Origin of the sequence: Aeromicrobium sp. PE09-221 (assembly GCF_002174305.1) — a bacterium.
Taxonomy (GTDB): Bacteria; Actinomycetota; Actinomycetes; order Propionibacteriales; family Nocardioidaceae; genus Aeromicrobium.
On the sequence record NZ_MIJB01000018.1, the window covers coordinates 115,110 to 131,510 of the forward strand.

The following is a 16,401-nucleotide window of genomic DNA, read 5'->3' on the forward strand; positions in this document are numbered from 1 at the left end:
GGCACGATGAGCATCGATCCGGCACGCGCGGTGGCGTACGAGGCGGTGCGCGAGGTCGACGACAAGGACGCGTACGTCAACCTCGTCGTGCCGCGGCTGCTCCGCGATCGCGGCGTGAGCGGCCGCGATGCGGCCTTCGCGACCGAGCTGGTCAGCGGCACCATCCGCCTGCGCGGCACCTATGATGCCATCATCGCGACCCTCGCGCGGCAGGGATTGGACCGGGTCGACGCGCCCGTCCTGGACGCCCTGCGGCTCGGTGCACATCAGCTGCTCAGCATGCGGGTGCCCGATCACGCCGCCGTCTCGACGACGGTCGAGCTGGTGCGCCGGCACGTGGGCCACAAGCCGGTCGGCTTCACGAACGCCGTCCTGCGCAAGATCGCCACGCGTGATCTCGACACCTGGATCGGCGAGGTGACTCGTGATCTGGGGGAGGATGAGGCGCTGGCGGTCGCCTACTCGCATCCGGTGTGGATCGTCAGGGAACTGCGGTCGGCACTGCCCGATTCGGCCGAGCTGCCCGCTCTCCTCGCGGCCGACAACGCTCCGCCCAAGGTCACCCTCGTCGCTCGCCCCGGTCTCATCGATCCGGGTGAGTTGCCCGGGACGCCCGGATCGCTCTCACCCTATGCCCGCATCCTTGACGCGGGAGGCGTGCCCGGGGACATCGCAGCGGTTCGCGACGGGCGAGCCGGCGTGCAGGACGAGGGTTCACAGCTCGTGGCGATCGGCGGCGCGGAGGCTCCTGTCGACGGACGCGACGAGCGATGGCTCGACCTGTGCGCCGGCCCGGGCGGCAAGGCGGCGCTCTGGGGCGCCTTGGCTCGTGACCGCGGTGCGACCGTCGTGGCCAATGAGGTCCAACGGCATCGAGCCGAGCTCGTCCGTCAGGGGGTGCGAGCCCTCGACAATGTCGAGGTCACCGTGCACGACGGCCGTCACGGACCGTGGAAGCCCGGCAGCTTCGACCGCGTGCTGGTCGACGCGCCGTGCACCGGACTCGGCGCGCTGCGCCGTCGCCCCGAGTCGAGGTGGCGACGTACGCCGGAGGATCTCGCCGATCTGATCCGATTGCAGCGCGACTTGCTCGACCGTGCTCTCGACCTCGTCCGTCCCGGAGGCGTGGTCGCCTATGCCACCTGCTCGCCGGTGGTGGCGGAGACGCGCGGGGTGGTCGACGGCGCCGTCCGTGAACGCTCCGCGGTCGCGCTGGAGTCGAGCCGCCAGTGGTGGCCGCATCGCGACGGTACGGATGCCATGTTCCTCGCCCTCCTGCGCCGATCGGCGTGAGCCACGCTCGATCCCTCCTCACCGGCTGATGCACCTCGCGTCACCGCCGCAGGAGGACGCCCCACTACCCTGAGTGCCATGGCCGACGTGCGCATCACCCCCAGCCTGCTCAACGCCGACTTCGCCAGGATCGCCGAGGAGGCGGCCCGTATTCCCAGCGCGGACTTCCTGCACATGGACGTCATGGACAACCACTTCGTGCCTAATCTGACCCTGGGCGCGCCGGTGATCGAGTCGCTCGCCCGCAGCGCCGAGCAGCCGATCGACGCGCACCTGATGATCGAGGATCCCGATCGCTGGGGGCCGGCCTTCGTCGAGGCGGGGGCGTCGAGCGTGACCTTCCATGTCGAGGCGGCTCACGCTCCCGTCCGCCTCGCACGTGAGCTGCGGGCGAAGGGGGCGCGGGCGTCGATGGCGCTCAAGCCCGCCACGCCGATCGAGCCGTACGCCGATCTCCTGCCGGAACTGGACATGGTGCTCGTTATGACAGTCGAGCCCGGCTTCGGCGGTCAGAGGTTCCTGGATCTGTGCCTCCCCAAGATCCGTCGGACCCGCGAGCTGCTCGACAAGGTCGGTGGCGATATCTGGTTACAGGTCGACGGGGGCGTCTCCGTCGAGACGATCGAGCGCTGTGCCGAGGCCGGTGCGGACACCTTCGTGGCGGGCTCGGCGGTCTTCGGGGCCGACGACCCCGGTGCGATGGTCGAGAGGTTGCGCGCACAGGCCACCGCCTGCCGTCACTGACCCGGGCGGAGCCGGACGGAGGATATGCGTCCGTGGTTGTTATGGCGGCCACAGAAGCTCGTCCTCCGTCGTGGCGGACCGACTGGGGACGCCCCGTGGACGGGTGGCACACGACCGCCCGTCGAGACGGTGGGCCGGTCCGAGACCGGCCCGGGTAGACTGATCGCCATCAGAGCCATGTGCTCGCGTGCCCGGGGTCGGTGAAAGTCCGAGCCGGCGGTGACAGTCCGCGACCCGCGCCCTTCGGGGCCGGTTGATCTGGTGGAACTCCAGGACCGACGGTGAGAGTCCGGATGGGAGGCGCACGCGACGACGGTGAGCCACGTGCTCCGTCGTCGGACCCCGGATGTGCGGGCAACGACCCGCGGAAGGGGACCAGTGCCCACTACCGAGCACGAGATCGCCGCTATGCGTCGCGCCCTCGAGGCTGCCCGCGACAATGTCAACGTCCTGCCCAATCCGAGTGTCGGCTGCGTCATCCTCGACGAGGCCGGTCAGGAACTCGCCCTCGGTCGCACCGCGCGTCCCGGTGGCGCGCATGCCGAGGCCGATGCCCTCGCACAGCTCGGCGGCATCGCTCGGGGCGCCACAGCCGTCGTCACGCTAGAGCCGTGCGGGCACACCGGCCGGACGGGTCCGTGCGCCCGGGCGCTGATCGATGCCGGTGTCGCACGAGTCGTGTACGCGATCGACGACCCGCACCCCGCCGCAGGCGGGGGCGCGGCGATGCTCCGCGACGCGGGTGTGGATGTCGAGGCAGGGGTCCTCGCCGACGAGGTGCGCGAGCAGCTCGCTCCCTGGGCCTACCGTTACTGGCACGGACGGCCCTTCGTCACGTGGAAGTACGGGGCGACCCTCGACGGTCTGAGCGCCGCTCCGGACGGCTCCAGCAAGTGGATCACGAGCGCCGAGGCACGTCGCGATGTCCAGCGCTTCCGCGCCGAGTGCGATGCGATCATGGCCGGGACCGGTGCTGTGCTCGCAGACGACCCCCGGCTCTCGGTCCGCGACGAGAATGATCTGCCGTTGCCCTACGAGCGGCAGCCGATGCGGATCATCGTCGGCGAGACCACGATCCCCAACTACTACCGGGTCTTCGATCGGATCGCGCCGACACTGCTGATCCAGTCTCGCGAGCCGCGCGATGTGCTCACCAAGCTGATGGAGAACGACATCCACCATGTCTGGCTCGAGGGCGGTCCACGCTTGGCCGGGGCCTTTTGGAATGAGGGCCTCATCGACCGTGTCATCGGCTATATCGCGCCGGCGATGCTCGGCTCGGGACGCGCCGCGCTGGAAAGCGAGGCCACCACGCTGGCGGATCTGCGACCGATCGAGGTCGACGATCTGCGCACGATCGGGCCGGATATCCGCATCATCGGCAAGCCGGGACCGCCTGCCCGTGAGGCGATGGGCAAGGGAGAGGGGTACGAGTGATGTTCACCGGACTGATCGAGGAGGTCGGCAAGGTCGTGCAAGTTCGCGACCAAGGCGATGCCGTCCGGCTCACCGTCCGCGGGCCCGTGGTCACCGACGGGGCCCGTCACGGCGACTCCATCGCGGTGAACGGCGTCTGCCTGACGGTGACTGACCCCACGGCGGACACTTTCACCGCCGATGTGATGCGCGAGTCCCTGGAACGGTCGTCGCTGGGTGATCTGACCGCGGGCTCCCGGGTGAATCTGGAACGTGCCATGTTGCCGACGACACGCTTCGGCGGCCATGTCGTGCAGGGACACGTCGACGGGACGGCACGACTGATCGATCGGACGACCAGCGAGCACTGGGAGGTGCTGCGCTTCGCCCTGCCCGAGTCACTCTCGCGCTATCTGGTGGAGAAGGGCTCCATCACGGTGGACGGCACGTCCCTGACGGTGGTGGAGGTCGCCGACGACCCCGAGCCCTGGTTCTCGGTCTCGCTGATCCCGACCACCCTCGCCGACACGACGCTGGGGGCATTGGCGCCCGGCGCTCGTGTGAATCTCGAAGTCGACGTGCTGGCCAAGTATGTCGAGCGACTGCTCGCGAAAGGAGCCGTCCATGGCTGAATCCACCCGTATCCGCCTCGACTCGATCGAGCGGGCCGTCGCCGATATCGCTGCCGGCAGGGCGATCGTCGTCGTCGACGATGAGAACCGTGAGAACGAGGGCGACCTGATCTTCGCCGCCTCGAAGGCGACACCGGAGCTGATGGCCTTCCTCGTGCGGTACTCCAGCGGTCTGATCTGCGCTCCGGTCGTGGGCGAGATCCTCGACCGGCTGGCGATCCCGCTGATGACCCCGCACAACCGCGATCGCCTGCGGACCGCGTACACGGTCTCGATCGATGCCCGTGATGGCGTCACCACGGGCATCTCGGCGGCCGACCGTGCTCGCACCTGCCGGGTGCTGGCCGATTCGGCGACTGAGCCCTTCGAGCTGGTGCAGCCCGGGCACATCGTGCCTCTGCGCGCCAAGCCCGGGGGAGTCCTCGAGCGGCCTGGGCACACGGAGGCCGCCGTCGACTTCGCGCGACTCGCCGGCCTCACTCAGGCCGGGGTGATCGGCGAGGTCATGAACGACGACGGCACGCTGAAGCGCCTGCCGGAGCTGCGGGCCTTCGCGGACGAGCACGGCCTCGCCCTGGTCTCGATCGAGGACCTGCAGGTATACCGCCGGCTGCACGAGTCGCAGATCGAACGACGCGCAACGACTCGGCTGCCGACGGAGTTCGGTGAGTTCACCGCCCACGGATTCCGTGACAGGATCGACGGCTCGGAGCACATCGCCCTGGTCTACGGCGACCCCGGCCGGGCCGAGGTTCTGACTCGGTTGCACTCGGAGTGCCTGACCGGTGACGTCCTCGGCTCCCGCCGGTGTGACTGCGGCCCGCAGCTGCAGGCGTCGATGGCCGCGATCACGGCTGCCGGTGCCGGCGTCGTGGTCTATCTGCGCGGGCACGAGGGACGCGGTATAGGCCTGCTGCACAAGCTGCAGGCCTATGAGCTGCAGGACCAGGGCCGCGACACGGTGGATGCCAATCTGGAACTCGGCTTCGGGGAGGACGACCGCGACTACGCGGCTGGCGCGCAGATGCTCCGTGCCCTGGGGATCGACTCCGTGCGGCTGCTGACCAATAACCCCGACAAGGCCGTCCAGCTGGAACGGTACGGTGTCAGGGTGGTGGAAAGGCTGCCGATCGCGGTGCGTCCGACCCGCGACAATCTGCGCTATCTGCAGACGAAGGCGGCCCGGATGGGGCACGATCTGCCCGATCTGACCGCTTACGACGATGTCGACCTCGATCAAGGAGTCTCACTATGAGCGAGCGGAGCGAGCGAGCGTTGAGGTTCATCTCATGCCGTTATCGGCCTAGTGTTCTTTTTTCTGAGGCGGTGACGGCATGAGCGGGCATGGAGCGCCCTCGCTGACCACGGATGCCTCGGGGGCCAAAGTGGCGATCGTCGCCTCCAGCTGGCACACCGCCGTCATGGACGGCCTCGTCGCGGGGGCGCAGCTGGCCCTCGCGGATGCGCATGCCAGCGATGTGACCCTGATCCGCACCGCCGGCTCCTTCGAACTGCCGCTCGTGGCCAAGGCGGCGGCGGAGGCCGAGTACGACGTGGTCATCGCCCTCGGCGTCATCATCCGGGGTGGGACGCCGCACTTCGAGTACGTCTCCTCGGCGGCCACCGACGGCCTGTCCCGCGCATCCCTGGACACCGGCGTCCCGATCGGATTCGGACTGCTCACCTGTGACACGGAGGAGCAGGCCCTCGATCGCGCGGGTCTGGCCGACAGCCGGGAGGATAAGGGCCGCGAGGCCGCTGAGGCGGCCCTCGCGAGCTGGGCGACCCTCGGCTGGCTACGCGGCTGACTGGTCGGCGAGGGCATCGCGATAGACTCACGTGCGATGAAGACGTTCGAGGGCCTGTTCGCCGAGTTGCAGCAGAAGGCCGCTACGCGCCCGGAGGGCTCCGGCACCGTCGCTGAGATCGATGCCGGTGTCCACTTCATCGGCAAGAAGCTGGTCGAGGAGGCCGCCGAGTCGTGGATGGCGGTCGAGCACGAGGGCCCCGAGCGCGCGGCCGAGGAGCTCAGCCAGTTGCTGTACCACGCGCAGGTGATGATGATCGCCGCCGGCATCTCGCTCGACGACGTCTACGCGCATCTGTGACGGCAGCGGGCCTCGACCACCGAATGCCCCGGGTTCCGCCGCTGCCGTGAACCGAGCCCGATCGGACGAAAGAGTCAGACCATGTTGAAGGTCGCCGTTCCCAACAAGGGGGCCTTGTCCGAGGCCGCCTCCCTCATGCTCACCGAGGCCGGCTATCGCCAGCGTCGCAATGCCAAGGACCTCGTCACCGTCGACCACGACAATCAGGTGGAGTTCTTTTACCTGCGTCCTCGCGATATCGCCATCTACGTCGGCGAGGGGACACTCGATGTCGGCGTCACCGGCCGCGATCTGCTGTTGGACTCGGGCGCCCAGGCCGAGGAGATCATGACCCTCGGCTTCGGGGCCTCGACCTTCCGGTTCGCGGCGCCCGCCGGAACCCTGACGGCGGAGACCGAGCTCGCGGGGCGGCGCATCGCGACGTCCTATCCCGGTATCGTCCGTCCGCACCTGGAACGGCTGGGGATCGAGTCCGATGTCGTCCGGCTCGACGGGGCGGTCGAGACCTCGATCCGGCTCGGGGTCGCCGATGCGATCGCCGATGTCGTCGAGACCGGCACCACGCTGCGTCTGGCGGGTCTGGAGGTATTCGGTGAGCCGATCCTGACCTCGGAGGCCGTGGTCGTCACGCAGGGCAATGACACCGATCCTCACGGGCTGGAGGTGTTCCGTCGCCGGCTGGAGAGTGTGATCGTCGCGCGGACCTACGTGATGATGGACTACGACATCAGCATGGACCGGGTCGAGGACGCGGTCCGGTTGACGCCCGGTATCGAGTCGCCCACGGTCTCCCCGCTTCATCGCGAGGGGTGGGCGGCGGTGCGCTCGATGGTGCCGCGCGACACCGCCCAGCGGGTCATGGACGATCTGTTCGCGATCGGCGCCCGCGGCATCCTCGTCACCGACATCCTGGCGTGCCGGATCTGATGTCCGAGGTGCGCAGGTTCCGTCCGGTCGCGGTGGCGATCGTGATGTGGATGTCCACGGCCGTGCTCGTGGTGATGATGATCGTCGTCGGCAATGCGATCCCTGAGGACTACCGGTTCAGCGTGCCCCAGGCACTGACCTTGTGGAGCTTCATCGGCGTGATCGCCCTATTGGCCCTGGCCGTCACGTGGAGCACCGTGCGGGCCGACGCGGAGGGACTGACTGTCGTCAACGGCTTCCGCCGACACCGCTTCGGGTGGTCGCAGATCGCCGCGATCTCGATGCGCGACGGTGCGCCCTGGCCGACCTTGGTCACCCGCGACGATCGGCGCGTCATCCTCTTCGCGATCCAGGGCAGCGACGGCGACTCCGCCCGCGAGGCGGTCCGCTGGCTGCAGGAGCAGATCTCATGAGCGGGGGTGAGGGACAGGAGCGGTCGCTGGCCGAGCCGGCCTTCCCCGGTGATGACGGGCAGATCGATCCGGCACTCGCGGGGGTGATGGGCGGCGAGCTCGTCGATGTGCTGAGCCGCTACGGGACCGCGCGGGTATTCGTGCCGGTGGTGGCCGTCCTGACCTCCGATCCGCAGACGGCGCTCACCGAGGGAGACAAGGGGGCCGACATGGCCGCGGTGCTGATGACCGGTGCCGACGGCCGCCAGGCTCTGCTGACCTTCACGAGTGTCGCGGCGATGCAGCGCTGGAATCCCCGAGCCAGGCCGGTGCCGGTTTACGGCCGGGACGCGGCGCGCTCGGCTCGTGCCGAGGGCGCCACCGCGCTCCTCGTCGATCTCGGCTCCCCGGAGTTCTGTGTCGTCGAGACCGCGGATCTGGAGCACATCGCCGACGAGGACGTCCTGGTCCGCACCGAGACCGGTACGGCGTGGGTCACACCGAGGTAGCCCGCCAGAACACTCATAGCGGGATGGTGATGTGGATGGTGTCGTCCACGCGCTCGACCCGCGCGACGAATCCAGCACCCCCGACGTGACGCAGCAGCATGTCGTCCGAGCCTGCGCTGATGATCGTCAGACGGCGAGCACCTCCGGCCCTCGCTCGGGTCACCGCTTCGCGAATGAGCTGCGCGCCAAGACGGTGATTCCGCCAGTCGTCCTCGATGAGCGGCTCGAACGTCCAGACGTCCGGGTTCTCGGGTACGAGTGACCCTTGCGCCACCAGATCGGTGCCGGCCTGGACGACGAGCGACGCTCCTACCTCCGGCGCGACGAGTCGCCGCGCCATCCGGGTCGTCATCGGCATCCGCAGCGGCACGCGATACCGCCGATACAGCGTCTCGATGCCGCATCGCTCATGGAGGGCGGCGATGAGATCGATATCGGCGAGGGTCGCCTCCCGGACGACCGGGATCGCGCCCGTCCGTGCCGAGGGCGCGATCGCCGGGACATCGATTCCGGCATTGCTCACGAGTGACACCAATGCGGTAGCGCGGTTCCTCTCTGCGAGGGTGAACGGCACGGCGCGACTGACCCGCACCACCGTTCCGTCGCGCCGGCGCAGCTCGAGCACGTCATGCCCGGCATAGTCGGCGACATCCGGCGGCGCGGTCGCCAGTAGATCGCTCAGGACGTCCTCGAGGTCGCGTTCCTCCTCGAGGATCTCGTGAACCGCGTGGAGGTAACGCGTGGGCAGGTCGGCGAGCGCGGCGTCGTCCACCCGGGTGACGGTGACCTCCCGGCCGCCCGCCTGTTCGGCCGTGGTCGCGAGGGCGACCGGTGCGATAGATTCGGGCGCGTCGATCACGAACTCGTCGATGGCGGTTGTGCCGGAGGACATCACCTGGAAAGCGAGGATGTTGACTCCTTCGCGGCCGTAGGCGACGGTGAGCGCCGCCAAAGTCCCCGGGCGGTCGTCCACGGCTGTGCGCACTCTCCACAACATGACCCGAGCATCTCCCTCGCGTGTTACAGCCCGGGGATCCGGACATGACGTGCTGATCACCGTGGCCCACGATTTCGCAGGGAACAACCGGCCTGCTAGGATGGTTGATCGAAGTGGAGGTCACCTCCCACCTGCCTGGTCCTCGGACCTTGAGGTTCTGCGCATGGCGTACACGTGTCGTCATGCGTCTGGAGTGGAATCGCCCGCTCCGCTGGTGGCCTTCGTTTCGCGGAGGCCATTTTCATGTCCTCCCTCCACGACCCACAGGAGGACCCATCAGCAACGAGCTGCGCGTCAACGAGCGGATTCGCGTTCCCGAAGTACGCCTCGTCGGACCGAGTGGTGAGCAAGTCGGCATCGTCCGTATCGAGGATGCCCTGCGCCTGGCCGCCGAGGCCGACCTCGACCTCGTCGAGGTGGCCCCCCAGGCACGCCCGCCGGTCGCCCGTCTCATGGACTACGGCAAGTTCAAGTACGAGGCGGCGCAGAAGGCCCGCGAGTCCCGACGCAACCAGACGAACACGATCATCAAGGAGATGAAGCTCCGGCCGAAGATCGATCAGCACGACTACGACACCAAGAAGGGTCACGTCGTGCGGTTCCTCAAGGCCGGGGACAAGGTCAAGATCACGATCATGTTCCGTGGCCGTGAGCAGCACCGTCCCGAGCTCGGCTTCCGCCTGCTGCAGAAGCTCGCCGAGGACGTGCAGGACCTCGGCTTCATCGAGTCGAACGCCCGCCAGGACGGTCGCAATATGACGATGGTGCTCGGCCCTCACAAGAAGAAGTCCGAAGCGCAGGCGCAGGTCCGGGCCGAGAAGGAACAGACCACCGCCCAGCGAGTCGCGGATGCCGAGGCGGAGGCGGAGGCCGAGAAGGCCCACCGCGAAGCCCATCAGCAGAATGCGACGCCGAAGAAGCCCCGGCGTCGCTCGGAGAACCTCGACCCAGACATGGAGGCATAACATGCCGAAGTTCAAGCCCCACTCGGGCATGAAGAAGCGCGTCAAGACCACGGGCAAGGGCAAGCTGCGTCGCCAGCAGGCCAACCGCTACCACCTGGCGGAGCACAAGCCCTCGTCGCGGATGCGTCGCCTCGACGGCACCACCGGCGTGTCCAAGGCCGACACTAAGCAGGTCAAGAAGCTGCTCGGGCTCTGAGACCCGTTCGCGACACCAGAACTTTCTAAGGAGACACCTATGGCACGCGTCAAGCGTTCCGTGAACGCCCAGAAGAAGCGCCGCGAGGTCCTCGATCGCGCTTCGGGTTACCGTGGCCAGCGTTCGCGCCTGTACCGCAAGGCCAAGGAGCAGGTCACCCACTCGCTGGTCTACTCCTACAACGACCGCCGCGCCAAGAAGGGCGACTTCCGTCGCCTCTGGATCCAGCGCATCAACGCCGCCGCGCGTGCGCAGGGTCTGACCTACAACCGCTTCATCCAGGGCCTGAAGGCCGCCGAGGTCGAGGTCGACCGCAAGATCCTCGCCGATCTGGCCGTCAACGACATCGACGCATTCAACGCCCTCGTCGAGGTGGCCAAGGCCAACCTGCCCGAGGATGTCAACGCGCCCAAGGCCGATTCCGCGGCCTGAGCCGGACTCGGCGACTCACGTGGCGAGCCCGCCTGACGTGCTGACCGTGCGCTCCGCGCGCGTCAAGCACGCTCGGCGGCTCGCCACGAGGTCGTTCCGGGCCAAGACCGGTGAGTTCCTCGCCGAGGGCCCGCAGGCAGTGCGCGAGGCCCTGACACTCGCCGGTACCGTCATCGAGGTGTTCGCCACGTCGGATGCCTCACGCCGATACGGGAGCTGGCGCAGCGGGGGCCTGACCTGGCACGTCGTCGATGACGAGGTGCTCGCGGAGATCGCCGACTCGGTTCAGCCGCAGGGGATCGTCGCACGGTGCCATGATCTCACCCGAACCATCGCCTCGATCGAGGCGATCGCTTGGCGTCTGGTGATCGTGTGCTTCGAGATCCGCGATCCGGGCAATCTCGGGGCGGTGATCCGGGTGGCTGATGCGGCTGGCGCCGATGCCGTCCTGGTGATCGGAGACAGTGTCGATCCCCTCAATCCCAAGGTCGTCCGTTCGACAGCCGGCTCGCTGTTCCATCTGCCGGTCGTCGTCGAGCGAGATGCCGAGAGCGCCCTGGGGTTGATCCGGCAGCGCGATGTCCAGCTGCTGGCGGCCGACGGCGGGGGAGAGGCGCAGCTCTTCGACGAGGCCGTGGACCTCGCCCGCCCCACCGCCTGGCTCATGGGCAATGAGGCCCATGGGCTGCCCGAGACGGTCCGCAAGCGGTGTGATCAGGTGGTGCGGGTGCCGATCTACGGACGCGCTGAGAGCCTGAACCTGGCCACGGCCGCCGCGGTCTGCGCCTATGCGTCAGCGCACGCGCTGCGGAGTTGATCCCCGATAGCCCTCCCGAGCGGTACGGTATCGTCCGCTCGGACTATCCTCAGTGGTGTGCTCGAGAACTTTCCCGACGGGATCGTGATCGCCGATGCCGAGGGCCGCGTGACCTTCGTCAACGCGCGGACGCGCGAGATGGCGAGAGCCGTCGGCGATGAGATGCTCGGCATGCACATCAAGGACGCCATCCCCTTCGATGATCTCAACGGACACTCCTGGTACGACGTGGTCCGTCCTTACGACGGTTTCGAGCTGCGCACCCGGATCTCGGAGTATTCCTGGTGGTCGCCGCGCGGGAGCGAGTACCTCATCACGGCGTCCCTGGAGCGTGACCGGCCGGCCGGTCGGGTGGTGCGGGTCGTGGTGTCGATCCGCAACGCCCGGATCCGTAACCAGCGGGACCGCGAGCGCTCCGACATGGTGGCGACCGTCGCCCACGAGCTGCGATCGCCCTTGACCGGTATCAAGGGGTTCACCGCCACCCTGTTGAGTCGCTGGGACCAGTTCAGCGAGGAGCAGCGCAAGTTCATGCTCTCGACGGTCGATGCCGATGCCGACCGGTTGAGCCGACTCATCGCCGAGCTGCTGGATGCCGCCAGGATCGACTCCGGCCGGCTCACGCTGCGCACCGGGCCGGTCGCCTTCGACGCGCTGGCGCGCCGAGTGCTGGCGAGCGTCTTCGCCGCGTCCGAGGAGCGACCCGAGCCGGTGATCCGCGGGGAGATCCCGGTCGTGTGGGGTGACGAGGACCGGCTGATGCAGGTGCTCACGAATCTCGTCGAGAACGCGGTCCGGCACGGGGACGGTCTGCGCGACGTCGTGGTGCGCTCGGTCGAAGACGGGGTCGAGGTCGAGGTCAGCGATCATGGCAGCGGCATCCCGCCGGAGCTGCGACAGCGGGTGTTCAGCCGTTTCTGGAAGTCGGGACCGGGGGCCGGCAGCGGTCTGGGCATGTTCATCGTGCGCGGGGTGGTGGAGCAGCATCACGGCACGATCGATATCGGCTCGACCGAGGTCGGCGGCGCACGCATCACCGTGCGGCTTCCGATCAACCAGCCCGCCGGCCTGGTGGACTGACAGGACCACGACCGGCGAGAGGTGCGCGTTCTGCGGCCCTGTCCTGGCAGTGGACGTCACGTCGATAGACTCGTTCCCATGTCCGCGCCCAACTCCGACTACGATCCCGTCGAGGTCACCCCCCTGCGTGCCGACGAGGTCGAGCGCATGCGCGACGAGGCGCTCGCGGCCATCGCCGCGGCCGACTCGATCGAGGCGCTTAAGCAGGCCAAGATCGAGCACGTCGGCGACCGCTCGCCGCTCGCTCTGGCCAATCGAGAGATCGGGGCGCTTCCACCGCAGGCACGCAAAGAGGCCGGACAGCGCGTCGGACAGGCCCGCGGTGCCGTCAACCAGGCCCTCACCCGCCGCACCGACGAGGTCGAGGCGGAGGAGTTCGAGCGCAAGCTGGCCGCCGAGGCCGTCGACGTCACACTGCCGATCGACCGGGAGCCGGTCGGCGCCCGTCATCCGCTGACGACGATCCAGGACCATGTCAGCGATATCTTCGTCGCGATGGGCTGGGAGATCGCCGAAGGTCCCGAGGTCGAGGCCGAGTGGCTCAACTTCGATGCGCTGAACCTGGGACCCGATCATCCGGCTCGCACCATGATGGACACCTTCTGGGTGACCCCCGAGTCCGCGGCGATGGTACTGCGGACCCATACCTCGCCGGTCCAGGCACGCACGATGCTGACCCGCACGCCACCCATCTACATTGCCTGCCCGGGGCGGGTCTTCCGTACCGACGAGCCCGATGCGACCCATGCACCGGTGTTCCACCAGGTCGAGGGTCTCGCGATTGACGAGGGCCTGTCGATGGCCCACCTCAAGGGCACGCTGGATCATCTCGCCCGGGCGATCTACGGGGCCGATATCACCACGCGCTTCCGTCCGTCGTACTTCCCCTTCACCGAGCCGAGCGCCGAGGTCGACCTGCTCTGCTATGTGTGCCATAACGACTCGGCGCAGGTGGCCGACTGCCCCACCTGCCGGGGCGAGGGATGGGTCGAGTGGGGCGGTTGCGGTGTCGTCAACCCGCGTGTGTTGATCGCCTGCGGGGTAGATCCCGAGCGGTACTCCGGGTTCGCTTTCGGCATGGGCCTGGACCGCACCATCACCAGTCGTTACGACATCGCCGATCTGCGAGATCTCTGGGACGGCGACATCCGCTTCACCGAGCCCTTCGGCATCGGTCTGTGACAGTCGAGAGGTAACTCCACTCCATGAAGGTCCCTGTCTCCTGGCTGCGTGAGCTCACCTCGCTGCCCTCCTCGGTGTCCACCGAGGAGCTGGCCGCCCGGCTCACCGCCTTCGACCTCAAGCTCGAGGAGATCATCGGCGGGCGGATCACCGGCCCGCTGGTGGTCGGGCGCGTCCTGACCGCCGAGCCCGAGCCGCAGAAGAACGGCAAGACCATCAACTGGTGCCGCGTGGACGTCGGCCCGGAGCACAACGAGCCGGCCACCGAGGACGTCCCCGCGGGGCGCGGGATCGTCTGTGGAGCCCACAACTTCGGTCCTGGGGATCTGGTCGTCGTGTCCCTGCCGGGCACCTTCCTGCCCGCGATGGGATTCGAGATCGGCTCGCGCAAGACCTATGGACATGTCTCCGACGGCATGATCTGCTCCACGGCCGAGCTCGGCCTGCCCGGGGATGCCTCGGGGATCCTCGTGCTGGAGCCGGGGTCCGCCGAGCCCGGGGCCGATGCGGTCGAGCTGCTCGGGCTGAACCAGGAGACCCTCGACCTCGAGGTCAACCCCGATCGCGGCTACGCCTGGTCGATGCGCGGTGTCGCGCGTGACACCGCACTCGCCTTCGGCCTGCCCTTCGAGGATCCCGCCGATATCGCGGTCCCGGAGGCCGAAGCCGAGGCCTATCCGGTCGTCGTCGAGGATGCCGCTGCCTGTCCGGTGTTCACCACCCTGAGGGTGAGCGGATTCGATCCGACGCGTCCGACGCCGGCCGTGATCGCCCGGCGTCTGGTGCAGGCGGGCATGCGCTCGATCTCGCTGGCGGTCGACGTCAGCAACTACGTGATGCTGGAGTTGGGCCAGCCCAACCACGCCTACGATGCGGCCAAGCTGAAGGGTCCCATCCGGGTGCGCCGCGCGGCGGCGGGGGAGCGGCTCACCACCCTCGACGATATCGATCGCGCACTCGACCCCCAGGATCTCCTGATCTGCGATGACGACGGGCCGGTGGGCCTGGCCGGTGTCATGGGGGCCGCGCGCGTCGAGATCGACGACGCCACCACTGACATCGTCATCGAGGCGGCCCACTTCGACCGCGCGACCATCGCGCGCGCGTCGCGACGGCACCGGCTGTCGTCGGAGGCGGCACGCCGCTTCGAACGCGGCGTGGATCCGACCTTGCAGGTCCGCGCGGCGCGGCGGGTCGCCGAGCTCCTCGTCGAGCATGGCGGCGGGCAAGTCGAGCCGGGTCTCACCGTGGTCGGTGAGGTCGACACCCGCCGTGAGGTCGTGCTACCCGTCGACCTGCCACGCCGGATCGCGGGCGTCGAGTCGATCGACACCGATGCCGCCGTCCGAGCGCTCGAGGGCAATGCGTGCGAGGTGCGCGTCGACGGCGAGTCACTTGTCGTAGTCCCGCCGCCGTGGCGCTTCGACATCAACGATCCGTACGACGTCGTCGAGGAGGTCCTGCGCGTCGTGGGCTACGACCAGGTGCCCTCGGTGCTGCCCCAGGCCTCGGGCGGTCGCGGGCTCACGCGGGCGCAGGAGCTGCGGCGCCGGGTCGGGTATGCGCTCGCCGGCGATGGTCTCGTCGAGGTCAAGACCTTCCCGTTCGCGGGACCGGCGGACTTCGACCGCCTGGGCCTCGGGTCGGACGACGAGCGGCGCCGGCAGGTGCTGCTGGAGAATCCGCTGTCCGCCGAGGAGCCCGGCCTCACGACCACCTTGCTGACGGGATTGCTGCGCAGCGCCAGCCTCAACGTGGGTCGAGGTCACGACGATGTCGCGATCAGCGAGGTGGGTCGCGTGTTCCGGCCGCGATCCGGCGCGCCCGCCGCCCCGATCTACGGGGTCGATCGCCGGCCGACGCCCGAGGAGCTCGCCGTGCTCGACGCGGCGCTGCCCGATCAGCCGCTGACGGCGTCCTGGGTGCTGCTGGGCGACCGTGAGCGTGGCGGCTGGGACGGCCCCGGCCGTCCTGTCGCGTGGGCGGATGCCGTCGCGGTGGCTCGGCGTCTCGCCGATGTGCTCCATGTGGAGGTCTCCGTGGAGGCAGCGTCCCTCGCACCCTTCCACCCCGGACGTTGCGCCGCGCTGGTGCTGGACGGGCGCGTTGTGGGACATGCGGGGGAGCTGCACCCCAAGGTGGCGGAGGCCTACGGCCTTCCGCCCCGGGCCGTGGCCGGCGAGGTCGACCTGGACGCTCTGCTGGCCGCGGCGCCTGAGATCGGTCCGCGCCCGGACTTCTCCGCCTTCCCGGTCGCGAAGGAGGACCTGGCGTTCATCGTCGAGTCGACGGTGCCGGCCGGGGCGCTGCAGCAGGCACTCGCCGAGGCGAGCCCGCTGATCGAGTCGGTGCGGCTGTTCGATCTGTACACCGGCGAGCCGGTGCCGCAGGGACATGTGTCGCTGGCCTTCAATGTGCGGCTGCGTGCAGACGACCACACCCTCACTGAGGACGAGATCGCCGGTGCCCGGGCTGCCGCCGTGCAGCTCGCGGCGGATCGTTTCGGTGCCACCCTGCGCTGACCCGCCCCGCCCCCGGCGGTGAGTAGGCGTCCATTTCCGGTCCTCGGCGGTGGATGAGCGTCCGTTCGCTCCATGGGATGGACGCTCAGTCACCGCCGAAACAGGCGAGGAGGGTCTGCTGGAGCGCGCGTGGTCGGGTGTCCGCGGCGGTGGTTGACCACGCTCCGCCCGATCCGGGTGTGCGATATC

Annotated in this window: 18 protein-coding genes and 1 riboswitch; of the genes, 17 read left to right on the forward strand and 1 reads right to left on the reverse strand. The window is 68.8% G+C overall.

What is annotated here, in order from left to right:
• The first annotated feature begins 6 nt into the window (after positions 1–6).
• The 10 genes from BHE97_RS09845 (at position 7) to BHE97_RS09890 (ending at position 8,021) form a co-directional block, all read left to right on the forward strand.
• Positions 7–1,293, forward strand: a complete 1,287-nt coding sequence (locus tag BHE97_RS09845; RefSeq protein WP_087623852.1) for a transcription antitermination factor NusB — start codon at positions 7–9, stop codon at positions 1,291–1,293.
• Between the two features lie 78 nt (positions 1,294–1,371).
• On the forward strand, positions 1,372–2,037 hold the full coding sequence (rpe, locus tag BHE97_RS09850) for a ribulose-phosphate 3-epimerase (protein ID WP_087623853.1): 666 nt from the start codon (positions 1,372–1,374) through the stop codon (positions 2,035–2,037).
• Between the two features lie 182 nt (positions 2,038–2,219).
• Positions 2,220–2,346, forward strand: a riboswitch (FMN riboswitch).
• A 69-nt stretch (positions 2,347–2,415) separates the two neighbouring features.
• The gene (ribD, locus tag BHE97_RS09855; RefSeq protein WP_236757623.1) at positions 2,416–3,474 is read left to right on the forward strand and encodes a bifunctional diaminohydroxyphosphoribosylaminopyrimidine deaminase/5-amino-6-(5-phosphoribosylamino)uracil reductase RibD; all 1,059 of its coding nucleotides are present in this window, start codon (positions 2,416–2,418) and stop codon (positions 3,472–3,474) included.
• The gene (locus BHE97_RS09860) at positions 3,474–4,085 is read left to right on the forward strand and encodes a riboflavin synthase (RefSeq protein ID WP_087623854.1); all 612 of its coding nucleotides are present in this window, start codon (positions 3,474–3,476) and stop codon (positions 4,083–4,085) included. The genes ribD and BHE97_RS09860 overlap by 1 nt, the downstream gene beginning before the upstream one ends.
• On the forward strand, positions 4,078–5,340 hold the full coding sequence (locus tag BHE97_RS09865; RefSeq protein WP_087623855.1) for a bifunctional 3,4-dihydroxy-2-butanone-4-phosphate synthase/GTP cyclohydrolase II: 1,263 nt from the start codon (positions 4,078–4,080) through the stop codon (positions 5,338–5,340). The genes BHE97_RS09860 and BHE97_RS09865 overlap by 8 nt, the downstream gene beginning before the upstream one ends.
• 79 nt (positions 5,341–5,419) lie before the next feature.
• Positions 5,420–5,893, forward strand: coding sequence for a 6,7-dimethyl-8-ribityllumazine synthase (gene ribH / locus BHE97_RS09870; RefSeq protein WP_087623856.1), 474 nt, complete (start codon positions 5,420–5,422; stop codon positions 5,891–5,893).
• A gap of 36 nt (positions 5,894–5,929) precedes the next feature.
• Positions 5,930–6,193, forward strand: a complete 264-nt coding sequence (locus BHE97_RS09875) for a phosphoribosyl-ATP diphosphatase (RefSeq protein ID WP_087623857.1) — start codon at positions 5,930–5,932, stop codon at positions 6,191–6,193.
• Between the two features lie 81 nt (positions 6,194–6,274).
• Entirely contained in the window at positions 6,275–7,120 is an 846-nt protein-coding gene (hisG, locus tag BHE97_RS09880) for an ATP phosphoribosyltransferase (protein ID WP_087623858.1), read from the forward strand.
• Positions 7,120–7,533: a PH domain-containing protein gene (locus tag BHE97_RS09885; protein WP_236757624.1), complete on the forward strand. Its 414-nt coding sequence runs from the start codon at positions 7,120–7,122 to the stop codon at positions 7,531–7,533. Before hisG ends, BHE97_RS09885 begins: the two co-directional genes overlap by 1 nt.
• Entirely contained in the window at positions 7,530–8,021 is a 492-nt protein-coding gene (locus BHE97_RS09890) for an SseB family protein (RefSeq protein ID WP_087623860.1), read from the forward strand. Before BHE97_RS09885 ends, BHE97_RS09890 begins: the two co-directional genes overlap by 4 nt.
• Before the next feature lie 13 nt (positions 8,022–8,034).
• Here the strand turns inward: BHE97_RS09890 and BHE97_RS09895 are convergent, their stop codons facing one another.
• A complete protein-coding gene (locus BHE97_RS09895; RefSeq protein ID WP_236757625.1) occupies positions 8,035–9,006 on the reverse strand; it encodes a hypothetical protein in 972 nt (323 codons plus the stop codon).
• A 194-nt stretch (positions 9,007–9,200) separates the two neighbouring features.
• Here BHE97_RS09895 and infC point away from each other — a divergent pair, with 194 nt between their 5' ends.
• From infC to pheT, 7 genes are all read left to right on the forward strand, one after another.
• Positions 9,201–9,983, forward strand: a complete 783-nt coding sequence (infC, locus tag BHE97_RS09900; protein WP_087623862.1) for a translation initiation factor IF-3 — start codon at positions 9,201–9,203, stop codon at positions 9,981–9,983.
• A 1-nt stretch (position 9,984) separates the two neighbouring features.
• Positions 9,985–10,179 (forward strand): 50S ribosomal protein L35, encoded by a 195-nt coding sequence (rpmI, locus tag BHE97_RS09905; protein WP_087623863.1) that lies wholly within the window; start codon positions 9,985–9,987, stop codon positions 10,177–10,179.
• 39 nt (positions 10,180–10,218) lie between these two features.
• A complete protein-coding gene (rplT, locus tag BHE97_RS09910; RefSeq protein ID WP_087623864.1) occupies positions 10,219–10,611 on the forward strand; it encodes a 50S ribosomal protein L20 in 393 nt (130 codons plus the stop codon).
• A 19-nt stretch (positions 10,612–10,630) separates the two neighbouring features.
• Positions 10,631–11,428 carry an RNA methyltransferase gene (locus BHE97_RS09915; RefSeq protein ID WP_236757626.1) on the forward strand — a complete coding sequence of 266 codons (798 nt, stop codon included), beginning with the start codon at positions 10,631–10,633 and terminating at the stop codon, positions 11,426–11,428.
• Positions 11,429–11,485: 57 nt separating this feature from the next.
• Entirely contained in the window at positions 11,486–12,508 is a 1,023-nt protein-coding gene (locus BHE97_RS09920) for a PAS domain-containing sensor histidine kinase (protein ID WP_236757627.1), read from the forward strand.
• Between the two features lie 78 nt (positions 12,509–12,586).
• Positions 12,587–13,690: a phenylalanine--tRNA ligase subunit alpha gene (gene pheS, locus BHE97_RS09925; protein ID WP_087623866.1), complete on the forward strand. Its 1,104-nt coding sequence runs from the start codon at positions 12,587–12,589 to the stop codon at positions 13,688–13,690.
• 23 nt (positions 13,691–13,713) lie between these two features.
• On the forward strand, positions 13,714–16,212 hold the full coding sequence (gene pheT, locus BHE97_RS09930) for a phenylalanine--tRNA ligase subunit beta (protein ID WP_087623867.1): 2,499 nt from the start codon (positions 13,714–13,716) through the stop codon (positions 16,210–16,212).
• Positions 16,213–16,401 lie beyond the last annotated feature (189 nt).